Source organism: Enterobacter sp. Cy-643 (genome assembly GCF_011752815.1).
GTDB lineage: Bacteria > Pseudomonadota > Gammaproteobacteria > Enterobacterales > Enterobacteriaceae > Cedecea.
Genome location: NZ_VWWV01000003.1, coordinates 37,288 through 53,620 on the forward strand (window position 1 = coordinate 37,288; position 16,333 = coordinate 53,620).

14 protein-coding genes are annotated in these 16,333 nt (G+C 55.9%); 6 read left to right on the forward strand and 8 right to left on the reverse strand.

All coding sequences use genetic code 11. The annotated features are described in order from the left end of the window. The first annotated feature begins 16 nt into the window (after window positions 1-16). Together dapD and F3J29_RS13260 are read left to right on the forward strand one after the other, a co-directional pair. Entirely contained in the window at window positions 17-841 is an 825-nt protein-coding gene (gene dapD, locus F3J29_RS13255; RefSeq protein WP_008456915.1) for a 2,3,4,5-tetrahydropyridine-2,6-dicarboxylate N-succinyltransferase, read from the forward strand. Between the two features lie 110 nt (window positions 842-951). Beyond that, on the forward strand, window positions 952-1,341 hold the full coding sequence (locus tag F3J29_RS13260; protein WP_008456913.1) for a DUF3461 family protein: 390 nt from the start codon (window positions 952-954) through the stop codon (window positions 1,339-1,341). A 57-nt stretch (window positions 1,342-1,398) separates the two neighbouring features. Here the strand turns inward: F3J29_RS13260 and degP are convergent, their stop codons facing one another. Next, the gene (gene degP / locus F3J29_RS13265; protein WP_166866744.1) at window positions 1,399-2,844 is read right to left on the reverse strand and encodes a serine endoprotease DegP; all 1,446 of its coding nucleotides are present in this window, start codon (window positions 2,842-2,844) and stop codon (window positions 1,399-1,401) included. Between the two features lie 142 nt (window positions 2,845-2,986). Then, on the reverse strand, window positions 2,987-4,501 hold the full coding sequence (gene dgt / locus F3J29_RS13270; RefSeq protein ID WP_166866746.1) for a dGTPase: 1,515 nt from the start codon (window positions 4,499-4,501) through the stop codon (window positions 2,987-2,989). Window positions 4,502-4,595: 94 nt separating this feature from the next. On the opposite strand from dgt, the gene mtnN reads away from it, so the two are divergent. The 3 genes from mtnN to F3J29_RS13285 are packed head-to-tail and all read left to right on the forward strand — an operon-like array spanning window position 4,596 to window position 6,730. After that, a complete protein-coding gene (gene mtnN, locus F3J29_RS13275; protein WP_039296490.1) occupies window positions 4,596-5,294 on the forward strand; it encodes a 5'-methylthioadenosine/S-adenosylhomocysteine nucleosidase in 699 nt (232 codons plus the stop codon). Next, a complete protein-coding gene (btuF, locus tag F3J29_RS13280; protein ID WP_166866748.1) occupies window positions 5,287-6,087 on the forward strand; it encodes a vitamin B12 ABC transporter substrate-binding protein BtuF in 801 nt (266 codons plus the stop codon). The genes mtnN and btuF overlap by 8 nt, the downstream gene beginning before the upstream one ends. Window positions 6,088-6,109: 22 nt before the next feature. Then, window positions 6,110-6,730 carry a TRIC cation channel family protein gene (locus F3J29_RS13285; protein ID WP_008456904.1) on the forward strand — a complete coding sequence of 207 codons (621 nt, stop codon included), beginning with the start codon at window positions 6,110-6,112 and terminating at the stop codon, window positions 6,728-6,730. Window positions 6,731-6,780: 50 nt separating this feature from the next. Here the strand turns inward: F3J29_RS13285 and erpA are convergent, their stop codons facing one another. Next, complete coding sequence (gene erpA / locus F3J29_RS13290; RefSeq protein ID WP_008456903.1) at window positions 6,781-7,128, reverse strand: iron-sulfur cluster insertion protein ErpA; 348 nt, start codon at window positions 7,126-7,128, stop codon at window positions 6,781-6,783. 80 nt (window positions 7,129-7,208) lie between these two features. After that, entirely contained in the window at window positions 7,209-8,630 is a 1,422-nt protein-coding gene (gene clcA, locus F3J29_RS13295; RefSeq protein ID WP_166866750.1) for a H(+)/Cl(-) exchange transporter ClcA, read from the reverse strand. A 177-nt stretch (window positions 8,631-8,807) separates the two neighbouring features. Here clcA and hemL point away from each other — a divergent pair, with 177 nt between their 5' ends. Next, complete coding sequence (hemL, locus tag F3J29_RS13300; protein ID WP_166866751.1) at window positions 8,808-10,088, forward strand: glutamate-1-semialdehyde 2,1-aminomutase; 1,281 nt, start codon at window positions 8,808-8,810, stop codon at window positions 10,086-10,088. 159 nt (window positions 10,089-10,247) lie between these two features. Here hemL and fhuB read toward each other — a convergent pair whose 3' ends face one another. The 4 genes from fhuB to fhuA are packed head-to-tail and all read right to left on the reverse strand — an operon-like array spanning window position 10,248 to window position 16,206. After that, a complete protein-coding gene (fhuB, locus tag F3J29_RS13305) occupies window positions 10,248-12,224 on the reverse strand; it encodes a Fe(3+)-hydroxamate ABC transporter permease FhuB (RefSeq protein WP_166866753.1) in 1,977 nt (658 codons plus the stop codon). Continuing rightward, window positions 12,221-13,123: a Fe(3+)-hydroxamate ABC transporter substrate-binding protein FhuD gene (fhuD, locus tag F3J29_RS13310; RefSeq protein ID WP_166866755.1), complete on the reverse strand. Its 903-nt coding sequence runs from the start codon at window positions 13,121-13,123 to the stop codon at window positions 12,221-12,223. Before fhuD ends, fhuB begins: the two co-directional genes overlap by 4 nt. Next, on the reverse strand, window positions 13,123-13,920 hold the full coding sequence (gene fhuC / locus F3J29_RS13315; RefSeq protein ID WP_008460370.1) for a Fe3+-hydroxamate ABC transporter ATP-binding protein FhuC: 798 nt from the start codon (window positions 13,918-13,920) through the stop codon (window positions 13,123-13,125). Before fhuC ends, fhuD begins: the two co-directional genes overlap by 1 nt. A gap of 48 nt (window positions 13,921-13,968) precedes the next feature. Beyond that, window positions 13,969-16,206, reverse strand: coding sequence for a ferrichrome porin FhuA (gene fhuA / locus F3J29_RS13320; RefSeq protein ID WP_166866756.1), 2,238 nt, complete (start codon window positions 16,204-16,206; stop codon window positions 13,969-13,971). Between the last annotated feature and the right edge of the window lie 127 nt (window positions 16,207-16,333).

Below are 16,333 nucleotides of genomic sequence, written 5' to 3' on the forward strand. Positions count from 1 at the left end.
TCAGGAAATGTTCATCATGCAGCAGCTACAAAATGTAATCGAAACCGCTTTCGAGCGTCGCGCCGAGATCACCCCGGCAAATGTTGATACCGTGACCCGCGAAGCGGTAAATCAGGTGATTGCCCTGCTCGACAGCGGTGCGCTGCGCGTTGCTGAAAAAATTGATGGCCAGTGGGTTACCCACCAGTGGCTGAAAAAGGCGGTACTGCTTTCTTTCCGTATTAACGACAACAAAGTTATCGAAGGCGCTGAAAGCCGCTATTTCGATAAAGTTCCGATGAAATTCGCCGACTACGACGAAGCGCGTTTCCAGAAAGAAGGCTTCCGCGTTGTGCCACCGGCGGCAGTACGCCAGGGCGCGTTCATCGCACGTAACACCGTGCTGATGCCATCCTACGTCAATATCGGTGCTTATGTTGATGAAGGCACCATGGTCGACACCTGGGCAACCGTAGGCTCTTGCGCGCAGATCGGTAAAAACGTTCACCTGTCCGGCGGTGTCGGCATCGGTGGCGTACTGGAACCACTGCAGGCTAACCCAACCATCATCGAAGACAACTGCTTTATCGGCGCGCGTTCCGAAGTGGTTGAAGGCGTGATCGTTGAAGAAGGTTCCGTGATCTCCATGGGCGTTTACATTGGGCAAAGCACCCGCATCTACGATCGTGAAACCGGTGAAGTCCACTACGGTCGCGTGCCAGCAGGCTCCGTTGTCGTTTCCGGCAACCTGCCTTCTAAAGACGGCTCTTACAGCCTGTACTGTGCGGTGATCGTGAAGAAAGTAGACGCCAAAACCCGCGGTAAAGTGGGCATCAACGAACTGCTGCGTACCATCGACTAAGTTTTTTGCACCAAAAGGCGGGTTATCCCGCCTTTTTTGCATCTGGCACTAGCGGAAAAGGAATTTTCCGTTAACTCTCTAATGGTTATTGATATTGAAGGGTACCGCTTATGTACGATAATTTAAAAAGTCTGGGTATTACCAATCCTGATGAAATCGATCGTTACAGCCTCCGGCAGGAAGCCAACAACGATATCCTGAAAGTCTATTTCCAGAAGGATAAGGGCGAGTTCTTTGCCAAAAGCGTGAAGTTTAAATACCCACGCCAGCGCAAAACCGTGGTGGCCGATGGCGTAGGCCAGGGCTACAAAGAAGTGCAGGAGATCAGTCCCAACCTGCGCTATGTCATCGATGAACTCGATCAGCTTTGCCAGCGCGATCGTACCGAAGTCGATCTGAAGCGTAAGATCCTCGACGATCTACGCCACCTCGAGTCCGTGGTGACCAACAAGATCAGCGAGATTGAGTCCGATCTGGAAAAACTGACCCGCAACAAGTAGTTCAGTACCCCATAAAAAAGGGCCGCAAACGCGGCCCTTTTCAGCTCTACACGAAGATTACTGCATCAGAAGATAAATCTGCGCATCACCACGCTGAATGCTCAGCGCCATCACCGACGGCTTGCTGTCCATCACTTTACGCAGCTCAGCGATATTGTTCACCGCCTGCTGGTTCACGCCGACGATAATGTCACCTTTTTTCAGGCCAATACGCGCGGCCGGGGTATTTGGCTTCACGCTGGTGACCTGCACGCCTTTCTGGTCTTTGCCGCCGCGGTTGCTCATCTCAGCGCCTTCAATACCGGTGAAGATAGTGGCGGCATCAACCTGATTCTGAGTGCTTTGCTGCAGCTCCAGACTCACCGTCACTGGCTTGCCATCACGCAACAGGCCCAGAGAGATTTTGCTGCCCACCGGCATGGAACCCACTTCTGCACGCAGCGCGGCAAAGCTACTGATCGACTTACCGTTCAGCGTGGTGATCACATCCCCTGCTTTGATCCCGGCTTTAGCCGCGGAGGAGTTCGGCATGACCTGGCTGACAAACGCGCCACGCTGAGCGTCGACTTTCATCGCTTTCGCCAGCTCGGAGTTCAACTCAGTGCCCATAATCCCCAGTTCGCCGCGACGAACCTGACCGTACTGCACCATCTGAGCGGTCAGGTTTTTCACCATATTGCTCGGGATTGCAAAGCCGATACCGATGTTGCCGCCGTCCGGGGCCAGAATCGCCGTGTTGATACCGATAAGCTCGCCGTTCAGGTTAACCAGCGCCCCACCGGAGTTACCGCGGTTGATCGCCGCATCGGTCTGGATAAAGTTTTCGTAGTTTTCCACGTTCAGGCCGCTACGGCCCAGCGCAGAAACGATACCGGAGGTCACGGTTTCGCCCAGGCCATATGGGTTACCGATGGCTACGGTGTAATCCCCTACGCGCAACGCGTCGGAGTCGGCAATTTTAATCGCCGTCAGGTTTTTAGGATCCTGCAGCTGAATAAGCGCAATGTCTGAACGCGGATCTTTACCGACCACTTTAGCGTCAAACTTACGGCCATCGCTCAGCTGAACTTTGATCACGGTGGCGTTATCCACCACGTGGTTGTTGGTCACGACATAGCCTTTCGCCGCATCAATAATTACCCCAGAGCCCAGGGCCATAAATTTCTGCTGCTGGCTGCCTCCGTCACCACCACCGCCCTGAGCGCCACCGCCCTGGCAGAAAGGTGAGCTTTGGAACGGCGAACCGTCCTGGCAGAACGGGGAATTGTCGCCGAAGAATTGCTGGAAATTACGCCCCATACGCGGAGTATTTACCGTTGTGCTCCCTTCAACGTTGATACTCACCACTGAAGGCATCACCTGCTCCAGCATCGGCGCAAGGCTTGGCAGCGGCTGCGCAGCAGATGCGGAAGAGGCCGTCTCAGCGGCGGAGGCAGACATCGGACTCAGCGCCAAACCCAGACTAAGAGCCAGCGCACTCATTGCTAACGTGGTTTTTTTCATGGAATCATCTCAACTTTCAAATAACGCAAAATTGCTGTGTTGGTACACCATTCAGAGTGAAGTTTACGCGCTAAGTTCAGCGCTTAAGTGCATGGAAAAAGTAAAAATTTATTCTCTATCTTTACAAAACTCCCGAGAAAACTCACTCCACCGCCATCAGGCGTCGATACTCATCCCAGGCATATAAATCGGTCATTCCACTGATGTAATCCTGAATAAGCCTTGCACGGAAATAGTATTCCCACACGGAAAAATCAAGGCTTGCCGGGTGCAAAGCATTAACCGCTTCCACATAGGCAAGCCTATGTTTAGTTGAAAGTTTGTGGAAAAGCCTTGATTCAATAGGCAGCCTACGCAGGCTTTCCTTGCTCACCAGCTCCGTAAAGTCTTCCGTTGAAAGCTCGAGTAAGGGACTGTAAATATCCAGTAAACCGCTGATAACCCGATAACCCTGCAGCTCCAGTTGCTCAATATCCGGGTGGCTGAAGACCTGCCGCACCGCCACCTGCTTATATAGCTCCAGCAGCCGGGCAAACGGGCTGTCGTCCTCCAGCAGCGCATGATTGAACTCGCCGGAATAAATCTCAGGCAAATTGTCGATAAAACGCTGGGCAGCATACGGCGCCAGTTTATTTAGCGTGTTGACGCGCAGGTACATAAAGAACTGATCTTCCGCACTGCGGCGCATTTGGTTGGTCCGGGATTTCTCCCAGGCATCTTTGACTACCAGCTCAAAGAGATCGCCCTTCTTCTGCTCGCCCCAGGACTCACTCAGATGCTGGTAAAGCTGCTCGACGCTGAAAATCCGCTTTTCCACGGCATCTTCAAGATCCGCCACGCAGTAGGAAATGTCGTCCGCCGCCTCCATGATCCAGGTCAGCGGAAAGCGGCTGTACTCGCCCAGGCTCAATTCTTTGCGCAGGCGCTCAATGTACCCCTCTTCCGACAAATAAAAGCCCGGTTTCTTCATCAAATAAGCGTGGCTTGCCGGAGGCGTTTGTGCAAACCAGGCCGGGCGGGTGTATTTAAGAATGCAGCCAACCTGCGCCCAGGTCAGGTTCATACGTAGCAGGCTGTGCACCAGCCGGATGCCTTGCGCATTCCCTTCAAAATGGCACAAGTCCTGGCGAACTTTGCTGCGTAACGTATTTAATCCCTCTTCGCCTTCGCGCAGCCGGAGCGCATCCACCTTGCAGCGATCGTCACTGCGTGGCTGCCCGCCGCTGTCTTTCGGCTGCAGGCGCTGGCGGAACCAGTCGTTAATTGCCGACTCGCCAAAATGCCCGAACGGCGGATTGCCGATGTCATGCATCAGGCAGGCCATTTCCACTATGCTTTCAAACGGACCGGTTAGCTCATCGAGGCCATATTTCTCCAGCGCCTTCTGCTCTTTCAGGCGGCTAAGGATCTCTTTGGCAATGTAGCGCCCGACCTGCTGCACCTCCAGCGAATGGGTAAGACGGGTGCGCACGGCGGCATTACGCTCCAGCGGGAAGACCTGCGTTTTCTGCTGCAGGCGGCGAATTGCGGGAGAATTAATGATCCTGCCGCGATCGCTTTCGAAGATACGCAGGATCTCAAGTTCGCTCTTCTCTCCTTCGGGCGAGCGGAAGCGTCGGTGCCAGTTAATTTTTTTGCGGAAGTCTATTTCGCTCATGCCCACTCCTGTTCCGTTGATAAGGAGACTGTATGCCATGATAGACTATGCCCCGAAAATTGAGTCATGTTCCACCACATTAGCGAGTATCTCTATGAAAGCAGGCATTATTGGTGCAATGGAAGAAGAAGTTACGCTGCTGCGTGACAAAATCGAAAACCGTCACACTCTGAGCATCGCCGGTTGTGAAATTTATACCGGGACGCTGAACGGCGTTGAAGTCGCGCTGCTGAAGTCCGGTATCGGCAAAGTTTCTGCGGCCATGGGTGCTACGCTGCTGCTGGAACATTGCAAGCCAGACGTGATCATCAACACCGGTTCCGCAGGTGGCCTGGCGCCGACGCTAAAAGTGGGCGATATCGTGGTGTCTGATGAAGTACGTTATCACGATGCTGATGTCACCGCTTTCGGTTACGAGTATGGCCAGATGGCAGGCTGCCCGGCAGCTTTCATTGCCGATAAAAAACTTATTGAGGCAGCAGAAACCTGCATTAAAGAGCTGGATCTGCACGCGGTTCGTGGCCTGATCGTCAGCGGCGATGCGTTTATTAACGGCTCCGTAGCGCTGGCAAAAATTCGCCACAACTTCCCGCAGGCCGTTGCGGTAGAAATGGAAGCGACGGCCATCGGTCACGTTTGCCATAACTTCAACACGCCGTTTGTGGTTGTACGCGCCATCTCCGACGTGGCCGATCAGCAGTCTCATCTGAGTTTCGAAGAGTTCCTGGCCGTTGCGGCAAAACAATCTACCCTGATGGTGGAAAAACTGGTTCAGCATCTGGCTCGTGGCTAAGTTCACCCTCTGGCGCGGGGCGACCGCCCTGCTCCTTTGCCTCCCGGCGCTGCTGTTTGCGGCGCCTCGGGTCATCTCGCTCTCTCCCGCTAATACAGAACTGGCCTTCGCCGCCGGTATCACTCCTATTGCGGTGAGCGCTTACTCTGATTACCCGCCGCAGGCAAAACAGATTGAACAGTTAGCTAACTGGCAGGGCGTGAATTTCGAGCGCATTGTTGCCCTGAAACCGGACGCAGTCCTCGCCTGGCGCGGAGGGAACCCGGACAGGCAGGTAAACCAACTGGTTTCTCTGGGCATTAAAGTTATCTGGCTGGACCCTAAAAGCGTTGCCGATGTTGAGGCCGCGCTGCGCCAGCTAGCCCCGCTCAGCCCAACACCAGAAAAGGCAATCAAAGCTGCAGAGACGCTATCCCGGCAGTTTGCTGAACTAAAAACACGTTACAGCCATACCCAAAGCAAAAAAGTGTTCCTGCAGTTCAGCCAGCAGCCGCTGTTTACCACCAGCAAAGATTCCATTCAGAACGAAGTCGTTGAGCTTTGCGGTGGGCGCAATATTTTTGCCGACAGCCGGGTTCCCTGGCCACAGGTCAGTCGCGAGCAGGTTCTGACGCGCCAGCCACAGGCTATTATTATTTCGGGCGATGCGAGCAATATTCCGTCGGTGCAGCAATTCTGGAGTAATCAGTTGAAAGTGCCGGTTATTGCCGTCAATGATGACTGGTTTACTCGCTCGGGCCCGCGTATTATCCTCGCCGCAAAACAGCTCTGCGAAGAGCTGGCGAAAGCTTAACGTCATGCTCTGAGGGTCATAAATGCTGGTCTATTGGCTGGATATTGTCGGTACCGCCGTGTTCGCTATTTCCGGCGTTTTGTTGGCCGGAAAGCTGCGGATGGATCCCTTTGGCGTGCTGGTGCTCGGGGTGGTTACCGCGGTAGGCGGGGGAACCATTCGCGATATGGCGTTAGCCAACGGCCCGGTATTCTGGGTGAAAGATCCCACTGACCTTGTCGTCGCCATGGTGACCTGTATGCTGACAATCGTCCTGGTTCGCCAGCCGCGACGTCTGCCTAAGTGGGTACTTCCCGTGCTGGATGCCGTCGGCCTGGCGGTGTTTGTTGGCATCGGCGTCAATAAAGCGTTTCTGGCCCATGCCAGCCCGCTGGTTGCAATCTGCATGGGCGTAATCACTGGCGTAGGCGGCGGGATCATCCGCGACGTATTGGCCCGTGAAGTCCCGATGATTCTGCGCACCGAGATTTATGCCACCGCCTGTATTATTGGCGGTATCGTCCACGCCACGGCGTACCACACCTTTAACGTCCCGCTGGAGCAGGCCAGTATGATTGGTATGGTGGTCACGCTGGCGATTCGCCTGGCGGCCATCTACTGGCACCTTAAACTGCCGACCTTTGCGTTAAATGACCGACAATAGCGATAAAAAAAGCCGCGTTTGATACGCGGCTTTTTTATTTCAGCAACTTATCAGATGCTGAAGGAGGAACCACACCCGCAGGTGCTTTTCGCGTTCGGGTTAGTCACCACGAAGCGGGAGCCTTCCAGGCCTTCGCTGTAATCCACCGCGCCACCGACGAGGTATTGCAGGCTCATTGGATCCACAACCAGGGCAACGCCCTGCTTCTCGATGGTCATATCGCCATCGTTGATCTGGTCGTCAAAAGTAAAGCCATACTGGAAGCCGCTGCAACCACCACCGGTGATATAGACGCGAAGTTTCAGATTCGGGTTCTCTTCGTCTGCAATCAGACTTTTCACTTTATTGGCTGCGGCTTCGGTAAACTGCAGCGGCAGCGCTACTACGTCATCACTCATTTTTTGCTCCCAACAATTAACAAGTCGGGCAGAAAACAACCCGCACTTTTGCGGCATTATCTAATACCCGAGTAATTCGTTCAAGTATTCTGCCCGGCGGAAGCCTGCTCGCCCGCTCGCGCTTTCTCAGCTTCTTGTTTTGCCAGAGTTCTTGCCAGAATCACCGAGTATAGCGGTTTCCCGCCCAAAAATTGTGCCAACAGTGTCGCCCCAAGACAGGTGATAATCATTGGCAGAATGAGCTGGTAATTATCCGTCATCTCAAGCACCAGCACGATAGCGGTGAGCGGTGCACGCAGTGAGGCGGCGAGTAACGCTCCCATTCCGGCAATCGCAAAGGTGCCCATATCAAGATGATACGCGGGGAACCAGGCGGCACAGGCCGTGCCAAACGCGGTGCCAAGCAGCGTGCCCAGCGCCAGCATCGGGGCAAAAATACCGCCCGGTGCACCGGAGGAGAAACAGAGTAAAGTGGTGATTACGCGAGCGACGAACAGGAACAACAGCATCCCGATAGTGTAATTCCCCGCGGCCGCAATCGGGATAAGGCTAAACCCACCGCCGGACGCCGCCTGCTGAATCAGCCCCAGTACGCCGCAAAGCCCCCCAATAAGTCCGCCGATCAGCACCCACTTCTTAATGTTGCCGCCGTGAATGCGCTGGAACATATCCTGAGCGCCAATCACCAGCCGGTTAAACACCACGCCGACAATGCCAAAAACCATGCCGAGAATCAGGTACAACCAAAGCGTGTTAACGGGGGCATCCGCCAGCCTGCCAACCTGAATCACCGTCGTTTCGGTATTAAAGATCCGAAACACGATGCTCGACATAATCACGCCGATAAACACCGCTTTGATCGAAATCAGGTTGTAGCGGAACTGGGTACGCATCTCTTCGATAATAAACAGAATCCCGGCCAGCGGGGCATTAAATGCCGCAGACAGCCCGGCAGCAGCGCCTGTTGCCAGCAGCGAATGACGGGCTTCAGCACCTTTCATGCGGAAGATGTCAGTCACCATTCGCCCGATGTTCCCCCCAAGCTGCACGGTCGGCCCTTCGCGTCCCAGCACCATTCCCGCGCCAAGCGTGCCCATCCCGCCGATGAATTTCACCGGGATCACGCGCCACCAGCGCACTGGCCGTAAATCTTCCAGCGCCCCTTCGATTTCAGGAATACCCGACCCACCGGCTTCAGGGGCAAAACGGCGTACCAGAAAATAGCCTACCATTGCCAGCAGCGCCGAGCTGATAAACGCCAGCGGCCACACCAGCCAGGCGCTGTCCGCGACCTGCGCCAGCATACCGATGCGGTGCTGAAGCACCCAGTTAACCGACTTCTCAAACGCCACGCCGACCAGGCCCGCCAGCGTGCCCACCACCGCGGCCATCAGCAAAATCATTAGCGGCATTTTATCCTGGCCAATCAGGCGACGCAGAATAGCCCCGCGACGCTGTTGGACGCTTTGCGCCTGTTCGAGAGAGTTATGGGCTAAATTCATGGGCTCTAACCGTTTAGTCATACAAATAAGGCGGGCATTTTACCCACAGAAAAGACCTTCGTCTTATTAAATTAGCTAATAAACCGTAACGTTTGATTTGGGCAAATATTTCAACGCGAGGCAGGTTTCACATAGAATAGCCCGCTGTTACCATTTCCACGAATCAGGAGCCGATTCATGAGTAAGTCTGAAAACCTGTACGCCGCAGCCCGCCAGGTGATTCCCGGCGGCGTTAACTCTCCGGTACGCGCCTTTACCGGCGTAGGCGGAGTGCCTCTGTTTATCGAGCGTGCGGACGGGGCTTACCTGTATGACGCAGACGGTAAGGCCTATATCGATTACGTTGGCTCATGGGGCCCAATGGTGCTCGGCCACAACCACCCGGCGATTCGCAACGCGGTCATTGAAGCCGTTGAGCGCGGCCTGAGCTTTGGGGCGCCAACCGAAATGGAAGTGAGAATGGCGGAGCTGGTTTGTGAGCTGGTGCCGACCATGGACATGGTTCGTATGGTGAACTCCGGCACCGAAGCCACCATGAGCGCTATCCGCCTCGCTCGCGGCTACACCGGCCGGGATAAAATCATCAAGTTCGAAGGTTGCTACCACGGCCACGCAGATTGCCTGCTGGTGAAAGCCGGTTCCGGCGCCCTGACTCTCGGTCAGCCGAACTCTCCGGGCGTGCCGGCTGATTTTGCGAAACACACGTTGACCTGCACCTATAACGACCTGGACTCCGTGCGCGAAGCCTTTGAGCAATACCCTCAGGATGTGGCCTGTATCATCGTTGAACCCGTCGCGGGCAACATGAACTGTATTCCTCCGCACGCGGACTTCCTGCCGGGTCTACGCGCGCTGTGCGACGAATTCGGCGCGTTGCTGATCATCGATGAAGTGATGACCGGCTTCCGCGTGGCGCTGGCGGGCGCTCAGTCTTACTACGACGTCGAGCCAGACCTGACCTGCCTCGGCAAAATCATCGGCGGCGGGATGCCGGTCGGCGCCTTCGGTGGCCGTCGAGAAATCATGGACGCGCTGGCCCCAACGGGTCCGGTTTACCAGGCGGGTACGCTCTCCGGGAACCCTATCGCCATGGCGGCGGGCTTCGCCTGCCTGACCGAAGTGTCGCAGCCTGGCGTTCACCAGACCCTGACCGGGCTGACGGAAATGCTGGCTAACGGCCTGTTGAATGCGGCTAAAGCAGAAAATATCCCGCTGGTGGTGAATAACGTCGGCGGCATGTTCGGCCTGTTCTTCACCGATGCAGAAACCGTCACCTGCTATAAAGACGTGGTTGCGTGCGACGTAGAGCGCTTTAAGCGCTTCTTCCACCTGATGCTGGAAGAAGGCGTATACCTGGCGCCGTCAGCGTTTGAGGCGGGCTTTATGTCCGTGGCGCATAGCCAGGAAGATATTCAGCGGACCATCGACGCGGCACGCCGCGTGTTTGCGAAGCTGTAATTTTACCCTCACCCCGGCCCTCTCCCTGGAAGGGCGAGGGGGAAAACAGCAGATTTATGCTCGATACTGTTTCCTCCCCACTTTAGGGAGAGGGGAAAAAACTGATTTATGCTCTTTTCAGTTCCCTCTCCCTTTTGGGGAGAGGGTTAGGGTGAGGGGTTACCGCCCCTGCTTTCTCAGCAAATAAACGAAATACGGCGCACCGATAAACGTCGCCAGCAGCCCGGCGGGTACCTGATTCGGGAACAGAATCATCCTCCCGCACCAGTCAGCCAGAGTCATTAGCATCCCGCCAAAAATCCCGGCCATCGCTATCTGCGGCATTGCCCTGCGGAACCCAAGCATGCGCGCAATATGCGGCGCCATCAGGCCAACAAAGCTCAGCGGGCCGACGATTAACGTCGCCGTGGCGGTAAGCGTTGCCGCCAGCAACAGCAGCGCAAAGCGCGATGGCGTTAACGCCATGCCCACCGCCCGCGCAGTGGCACCGCCCAGCGGTAAAATCACCAGCCAGCGGCGCAGCAGCGGCGTCATCGCTAGCAGCCCGACCATGACAACCAGCGTTCTGACCGCCTGCTCGCCGGTAACGTTATACGTCGAGCCAGAAATCCAGGTCAGCAGCGTCGCCATACGCGGATCGCCGCTCGCCATCAGCATCATCAGCAGCATGGTAAAGGCGGTGCTGAGCGCCATCCCGGCCAACAGCATACGCTGAGGAGAAAACCCGCCTCGTCCGGCAGCCATCATGATGATCAGCAGCGTGACCGCCGCACCAAGACTGCCTGCAGGCAGCAGCCAGACAAACGCATTCCCCGGCACAATAAACAGCATCAATACCACGCCGAAGGCCGCGCCGGAGCTAATACCCAAGACTTCCGGGCTGGCCATCGCGTTGCCGGTTAACCGCTGGATCAGGCAGCCCGCAACCGCCAGCATCACGCCCGCGGTCAAAGCCGCCATAACGCGCGGCCAGCGCCACGGCAGCACATCGTCAAAGAGTGCGCCACTTAGCCATCGCCAGCCGTGGGCGTCGCGCCCCAGCGCCAGGGCGGCGGCAATCACCAGCAGTAGAACGCCAAGAGCCGCGATAACCCAAATCAGTACACGCTGGCGTTCAGCCTGAACGTGGTCTCCGGCGCTCATTGACGGCGCCCCGCTGGTGCGCAGACGAGGCAGCAGCCACAGCAGGATAGGTGCGCCAATAAGCGCGGTGATCGTCCCGGTAGAGACTTCGCCCCAAACGCTGGAAAGCCAGACCACAACCTGGTCAGACATCCAGAGAATCAGCGCCCCAATAAGCGGAGCCAGGAACAAACGGGCGGCCAGGCGCCGAGCGCCGAGCATTTTTGCGAGCAAAGGCGCAAACAGCCCGATAAAACCAACGATCCCGACCGCATTCACCAGCTGAGCGCTAATCGCAATCGCCAGCGCCAGCGTCGCCAGCCTTACCAGAGAAAGCGCCAGACCCAGATTACGCGCCACGCCGTCATCCAGCCCCATCAGCGTCAACGGGCGCAGCAACAGCAGCGTTAGCAGCAGGCCGCCCAGCAAGCGCGGCCACAGGTTTTCAACGCTGCTCCAGTCCTGCTGATTGAGCGATCCGGTGCTCCACAGGAACATATTCTGCAGCTGATCATGGTGGAAAATAGCCAGCAGTTGGTTAACCGCGCCGCAATAAAGACTCAGCACCAGACCCGCCAGAATCAGCGTGACCGGCGACATTCGCTTACCCCAGGCAACGCCAAAGACAAGCAGACCAACGACCGCCGCACCAATCAGCGCCGCAAACGGCTGGGCAGCCAGCGGCAGCACCCAAAGCGTGGCAACCGTGACGCCAAGCTGAGCCCCGCTGGCTACGCCAAGCGTTGTCGGTTCCGCCAGCGGATTGCGCAGTACCTGCTGGAATAACACGCCGACAAGACCCAGCCCGGCACCAACCAACAGCGATATCGCCAGGCGTGGCAGCAGGCTGAAGTGAAACAGCATCTGTTGAACATCGTCGATATCCGGCGCGGCAAAGGCACTACCCCACTGCGCGGAGGGTAAGACACCGCTCATGTTATGCAGCGTTAGCCACAGTGCACCGACAAACAGAACCAGCAGCAGGCTGGCAGGAAAAATAACGTGACGTCTCATCGGGCCAGGCTCCTCAGGCCGTCGTCCAGCACGCGGGCAAAGTGCATCGCCGACATTGTCGTGCCATAAAGCCAGACGGCGGGAACCTGCTGAAAACGGTTCTGGCGGATAAACGGCATCGCTTGCCACAGCGGCGTGGCCGTCACCTGGCGGGCCACCGCTTCGTTTTTATGATCGAAGCACAGTACATCGGCGTCTTTTATCGCCGCCAGGCGTTCAATCCCAACGACCGCAGTTCCCCAGAAATTCGTCTCTTCTTGCCAGGCATTTTTCACCCCCAGCAGATCCATCACTTGTTCGAACAAGCTGTGTTTGCCCACCACCAGCGCATGACGATTATCCAAAAATGACATCAGCAGTACCGGGTGGTTACCGCGCGCGGCAAAGCGAGGCTTCATGCTGGCAATAAACCCATCAAATTCGGCCAGGTGCCGACTGGCGGCCTGCTGCATCCCCAGCGTATCACCCAGCTGGATGAGCGATTTACGCGCAATCTCCAGCGGCTTGCCTGAGCCATCGTTAAAATTGAATCCCAGCCCGGGGGCGATACGGGTGATTTTTTCTGGCGAAGGGCCGTAACCGGCAGAATAGAGAATCAGAGACGGTTTTAGCTGCGCCATCAGCTCGAGATTGGGTTCAGTGCGCAGGCCAACATCAATCACGCCTTCCGGCAGCTTAGGTTCGTTCACCCAGATTTGGTAATTAGGGATGTCGGCAACGGCCATCGGCGTGACGCCGAGCGCCATCATCAGCTCAACGGGCAGCCACTCCAGGGCGATGATGCGTTTTGCATCCGGTACCGTCGCCTGCGCGGCAGGTAATTTTAGCAGCAGCGGTGAAAGCGCCATCGCCGCCAGAAGGCGGCGACGGGTCAAAAGAAAGTCATTCATACGGCTCATCAATAAACAAAACTCACTGGCGCAGCCCCCGCCGGGTGCGGCAGGATGCCCATCGGAATACCGTAGATATGCTCCAGCGTATCGCTCTGCATTAAGGCTTCCGGCGTCCCCTGCGCGATCATTTCGCCCCCGCGCAGCGCCACCAGGTTGTCGCAGTACCGCGCAGCCATATTGATGTCGTGCAGAACGGCAACCACCGTCAGGCCGCGTTCCTGGCTAAGACGATGAATCAGCGCCAGCACGTCCACCTGATGGGCAATATCCAGCGCGGAGGTTGGCTCATCCAGCAGCAGGCAGCGGCTATCCTGCGCCACCAGCATGGCGATCCATGCCCGCTGGCGCTCGCCGCCGGACAGGCTGTCCACCAGGCGATGCGCAAACGGCTTCAGCCCTACCAGGCTAATAGCCTCATCCACCAGCTCACGGTCAGCCACGCCAAAGCGCCCTAACGCCCCATGCCACGGGTAACGGCCAATTGCTACCAGCTCACGCACCGTCATACCCTCAGCGGCAGGAAGCTGCTGGGGAAGATAGGCCACCTGACGGGCAAACGCTTTGCTGCCCCAGCTGTCCAGCGGCTGTGAGTTCAGCAGAATTTCACCCTCAGAAGGTTTCTGGTGGCGACCCAGCATTTTCAGCAGCGTCGATTTACCGGAGCCGTTATGGCCAATCAGGCCAGTGACTTTGCCCACCGGGAAGGTGATAGACAGCGGATGGAGTAGCGTGCGGCCAGGCACGCGGAACGTGACATCAGTGAGGCTAAAAGTCGTGTCGGGATGAAGCTGTTTATCCTGCATGGTAGCCATCTTAGTGAAGGGCACGGCGAACCGTGCCCAGGAGACAAGTTAGAAGCGGAAGGTTGCGGTAGCAACCACCTGACGCTCAGCGCCCCAGAAGCAGCCATAAGTTTCGAAGCAGCTGGCAACGTATTCGCGGTCAAGCAGGTTATTCACGTTGACCGCAATGCTGGAGCCGTTCAGGCCGAAGCGACCGAGGTCATACTTCACGACCGCATCCATCACCGCAGCGCTGCCCACTTTGAAGGTGTTAGCCGGGTCGCCATAGCTGGAGCCAATAAAGCGTCCGCCGGTACCCAGCGTCAGGCCACTCAGGACACCGCTGTTGAAGGTGTAATCGCCCCACAGGGAAGCCATATGTTTAGGAACCTGAACCGGGCTATTGCCCTGAAGGGTCGTGTCTTTAGTGTACTGTGCATCGGTGTACGTGTAAGAGGCCGTCACGTTAATGTTGGCGTTCAATGCCGCTTTTGCCTCCAGCTCTACGCCACGCGCACGAACTTCGCCCGCCGGAACCTGATTCAGAGCATTCGTCGGATCAGTCATCAGAGTATCGGTTTTCGTCAACTGATAAACTGCCCCCGTCACGACGATCGGCATATCCTTAGGCACATATTTCACGCCAGCTTCATACTGTTCACCTTTAGATGGCTTATAGGCCACACGAGGTGTGCTGTAGAGACTAAACGCGTTCGGCTCAAAGGATTGGCTGTAGCTAAAGTACGGAGAGATTCCGTTGTCGAACAGGTAGTTAACCCCACCGCGCCAGGTAAACTGATGATCATTACGATCGATATAACCGTTATCACTGCGAACAGTGGTTGCCTGTTTAGACCAGTCATAGCGTCCACCCAGCGTCATCACCCACTTGTTCCACTCCGCCTGATCCTGCACATAAAGACCCGTTTGCTTACTCTCGTTCATCTGGTAAGGCACAGCGCTGCCAAAATCGACATCGCTCATTGAGGCCAGATTGTTTAGATCGAGGGCAGGAGCATTACCAAACAGAGCGCTAATGTCATTACGCATGCGCATATAATCCACACCGGTTAACAGCGTGTGATCGATAGCTCCGGTTGCAAACTTACTCTGTAACTGAGTATCTACGCTGAAGTTTTGCAGACGTTCATTATCAACAACGGTACCACGTCCCAAATAGTGAGCTTTTTGCTCTGCAGTCAGCGCCTGACAGTAGACATTGAAAGCATTCATGCTGTTGTTGCACAGCCCGGTACCATAAGCGCTTTGTTGAGCAACTTTCATTTCAGAGAAACGCAGGTTTTGACGCACGGTAAAGGTGTCGTCGAAACCATGTTCAAAGCTATAGCCCACCATTTTCTGGTTACGGGAATAGCTATTGTTAGTTGCCGCTTCATTGAAGCTGGTAGACAGACGTCCACCGTTTGGCAACGGTTGAACGGTACCTTCTTTCGGCAGCCAGCCGTAATAGCCTGTTTCAGGCTCATTCTGGAAGTAAGACAGGAAGGTGAAGTTTGTCTTGTCGTCAGGACGCCATGAGAAAGAGGGTGCAATAGCGTAACGCTTCTGTTTGGCATTATCCTGCTGCTCGTTATTTGAGCGCGCAACGCCAGTCAGGCGATAAGAATAAACACCCGCATCATCCAGGGCATCGCTGAAGTCAAAGCCTGTCTGATACAGGTTGTCCGTACCCATTTTGAACTGGATTTCATGCAGCGGCTCGGTGGTCGGACGCTTGCTGACCATGTTCACAATACCGCCCGGGCTGCTTTTGCCGTACAGCACGGAAGTTGGACCGCGCATCAGCTCCACGCGCTCCAGCATATAAGGGTCAATGACCGCGTCATTATAGAAATCACCCTGCATCTTCAGGCCGTCCAGATAGTTATTCTGATTCAGGCCCACGGATGAAAAACCACGGATAATGACAAAATCGTAGGTATTGGAAGCACCACGGCTGCTAACCGTTACGCCCGGCGTATAGCCCAGCGCTTCTTTCACGGACTGGAATTGATGCATCTGCATCTCTTCGCTGGTCACCACCGAAATAGACTGCGGAGTCTTTTCAATTGGGGTATCGGTTTTGGTCGCCGTGGCGCTGCGTTTAGCGGCGATGGTTGGCGATGGCCCCCATGCGCTTTCGGCAGGCACTGCGGTGGCTGAAACAGTAATAGTGTCTTCTTTTTTGGTCGTGCCGGTGTCCGCCGCGAAGCTATTAACGCTGACGGTGCCCACCGCCGCCGCTACAAACAGAGCAAGCTTACGGACAGGGTTTTTGGCTGGCTGACCAGGGAGTGAACGCGCCATGATATTTTCTCTGGTGAAGTGGTAAATGATAACGTAAACGATAATTATTATTATGCCCGCAGGATAATAGACGAAACGCTGGCTGCATAGCAAGCGCCTCACACCCTCAGATTGATTAAGGGAATAA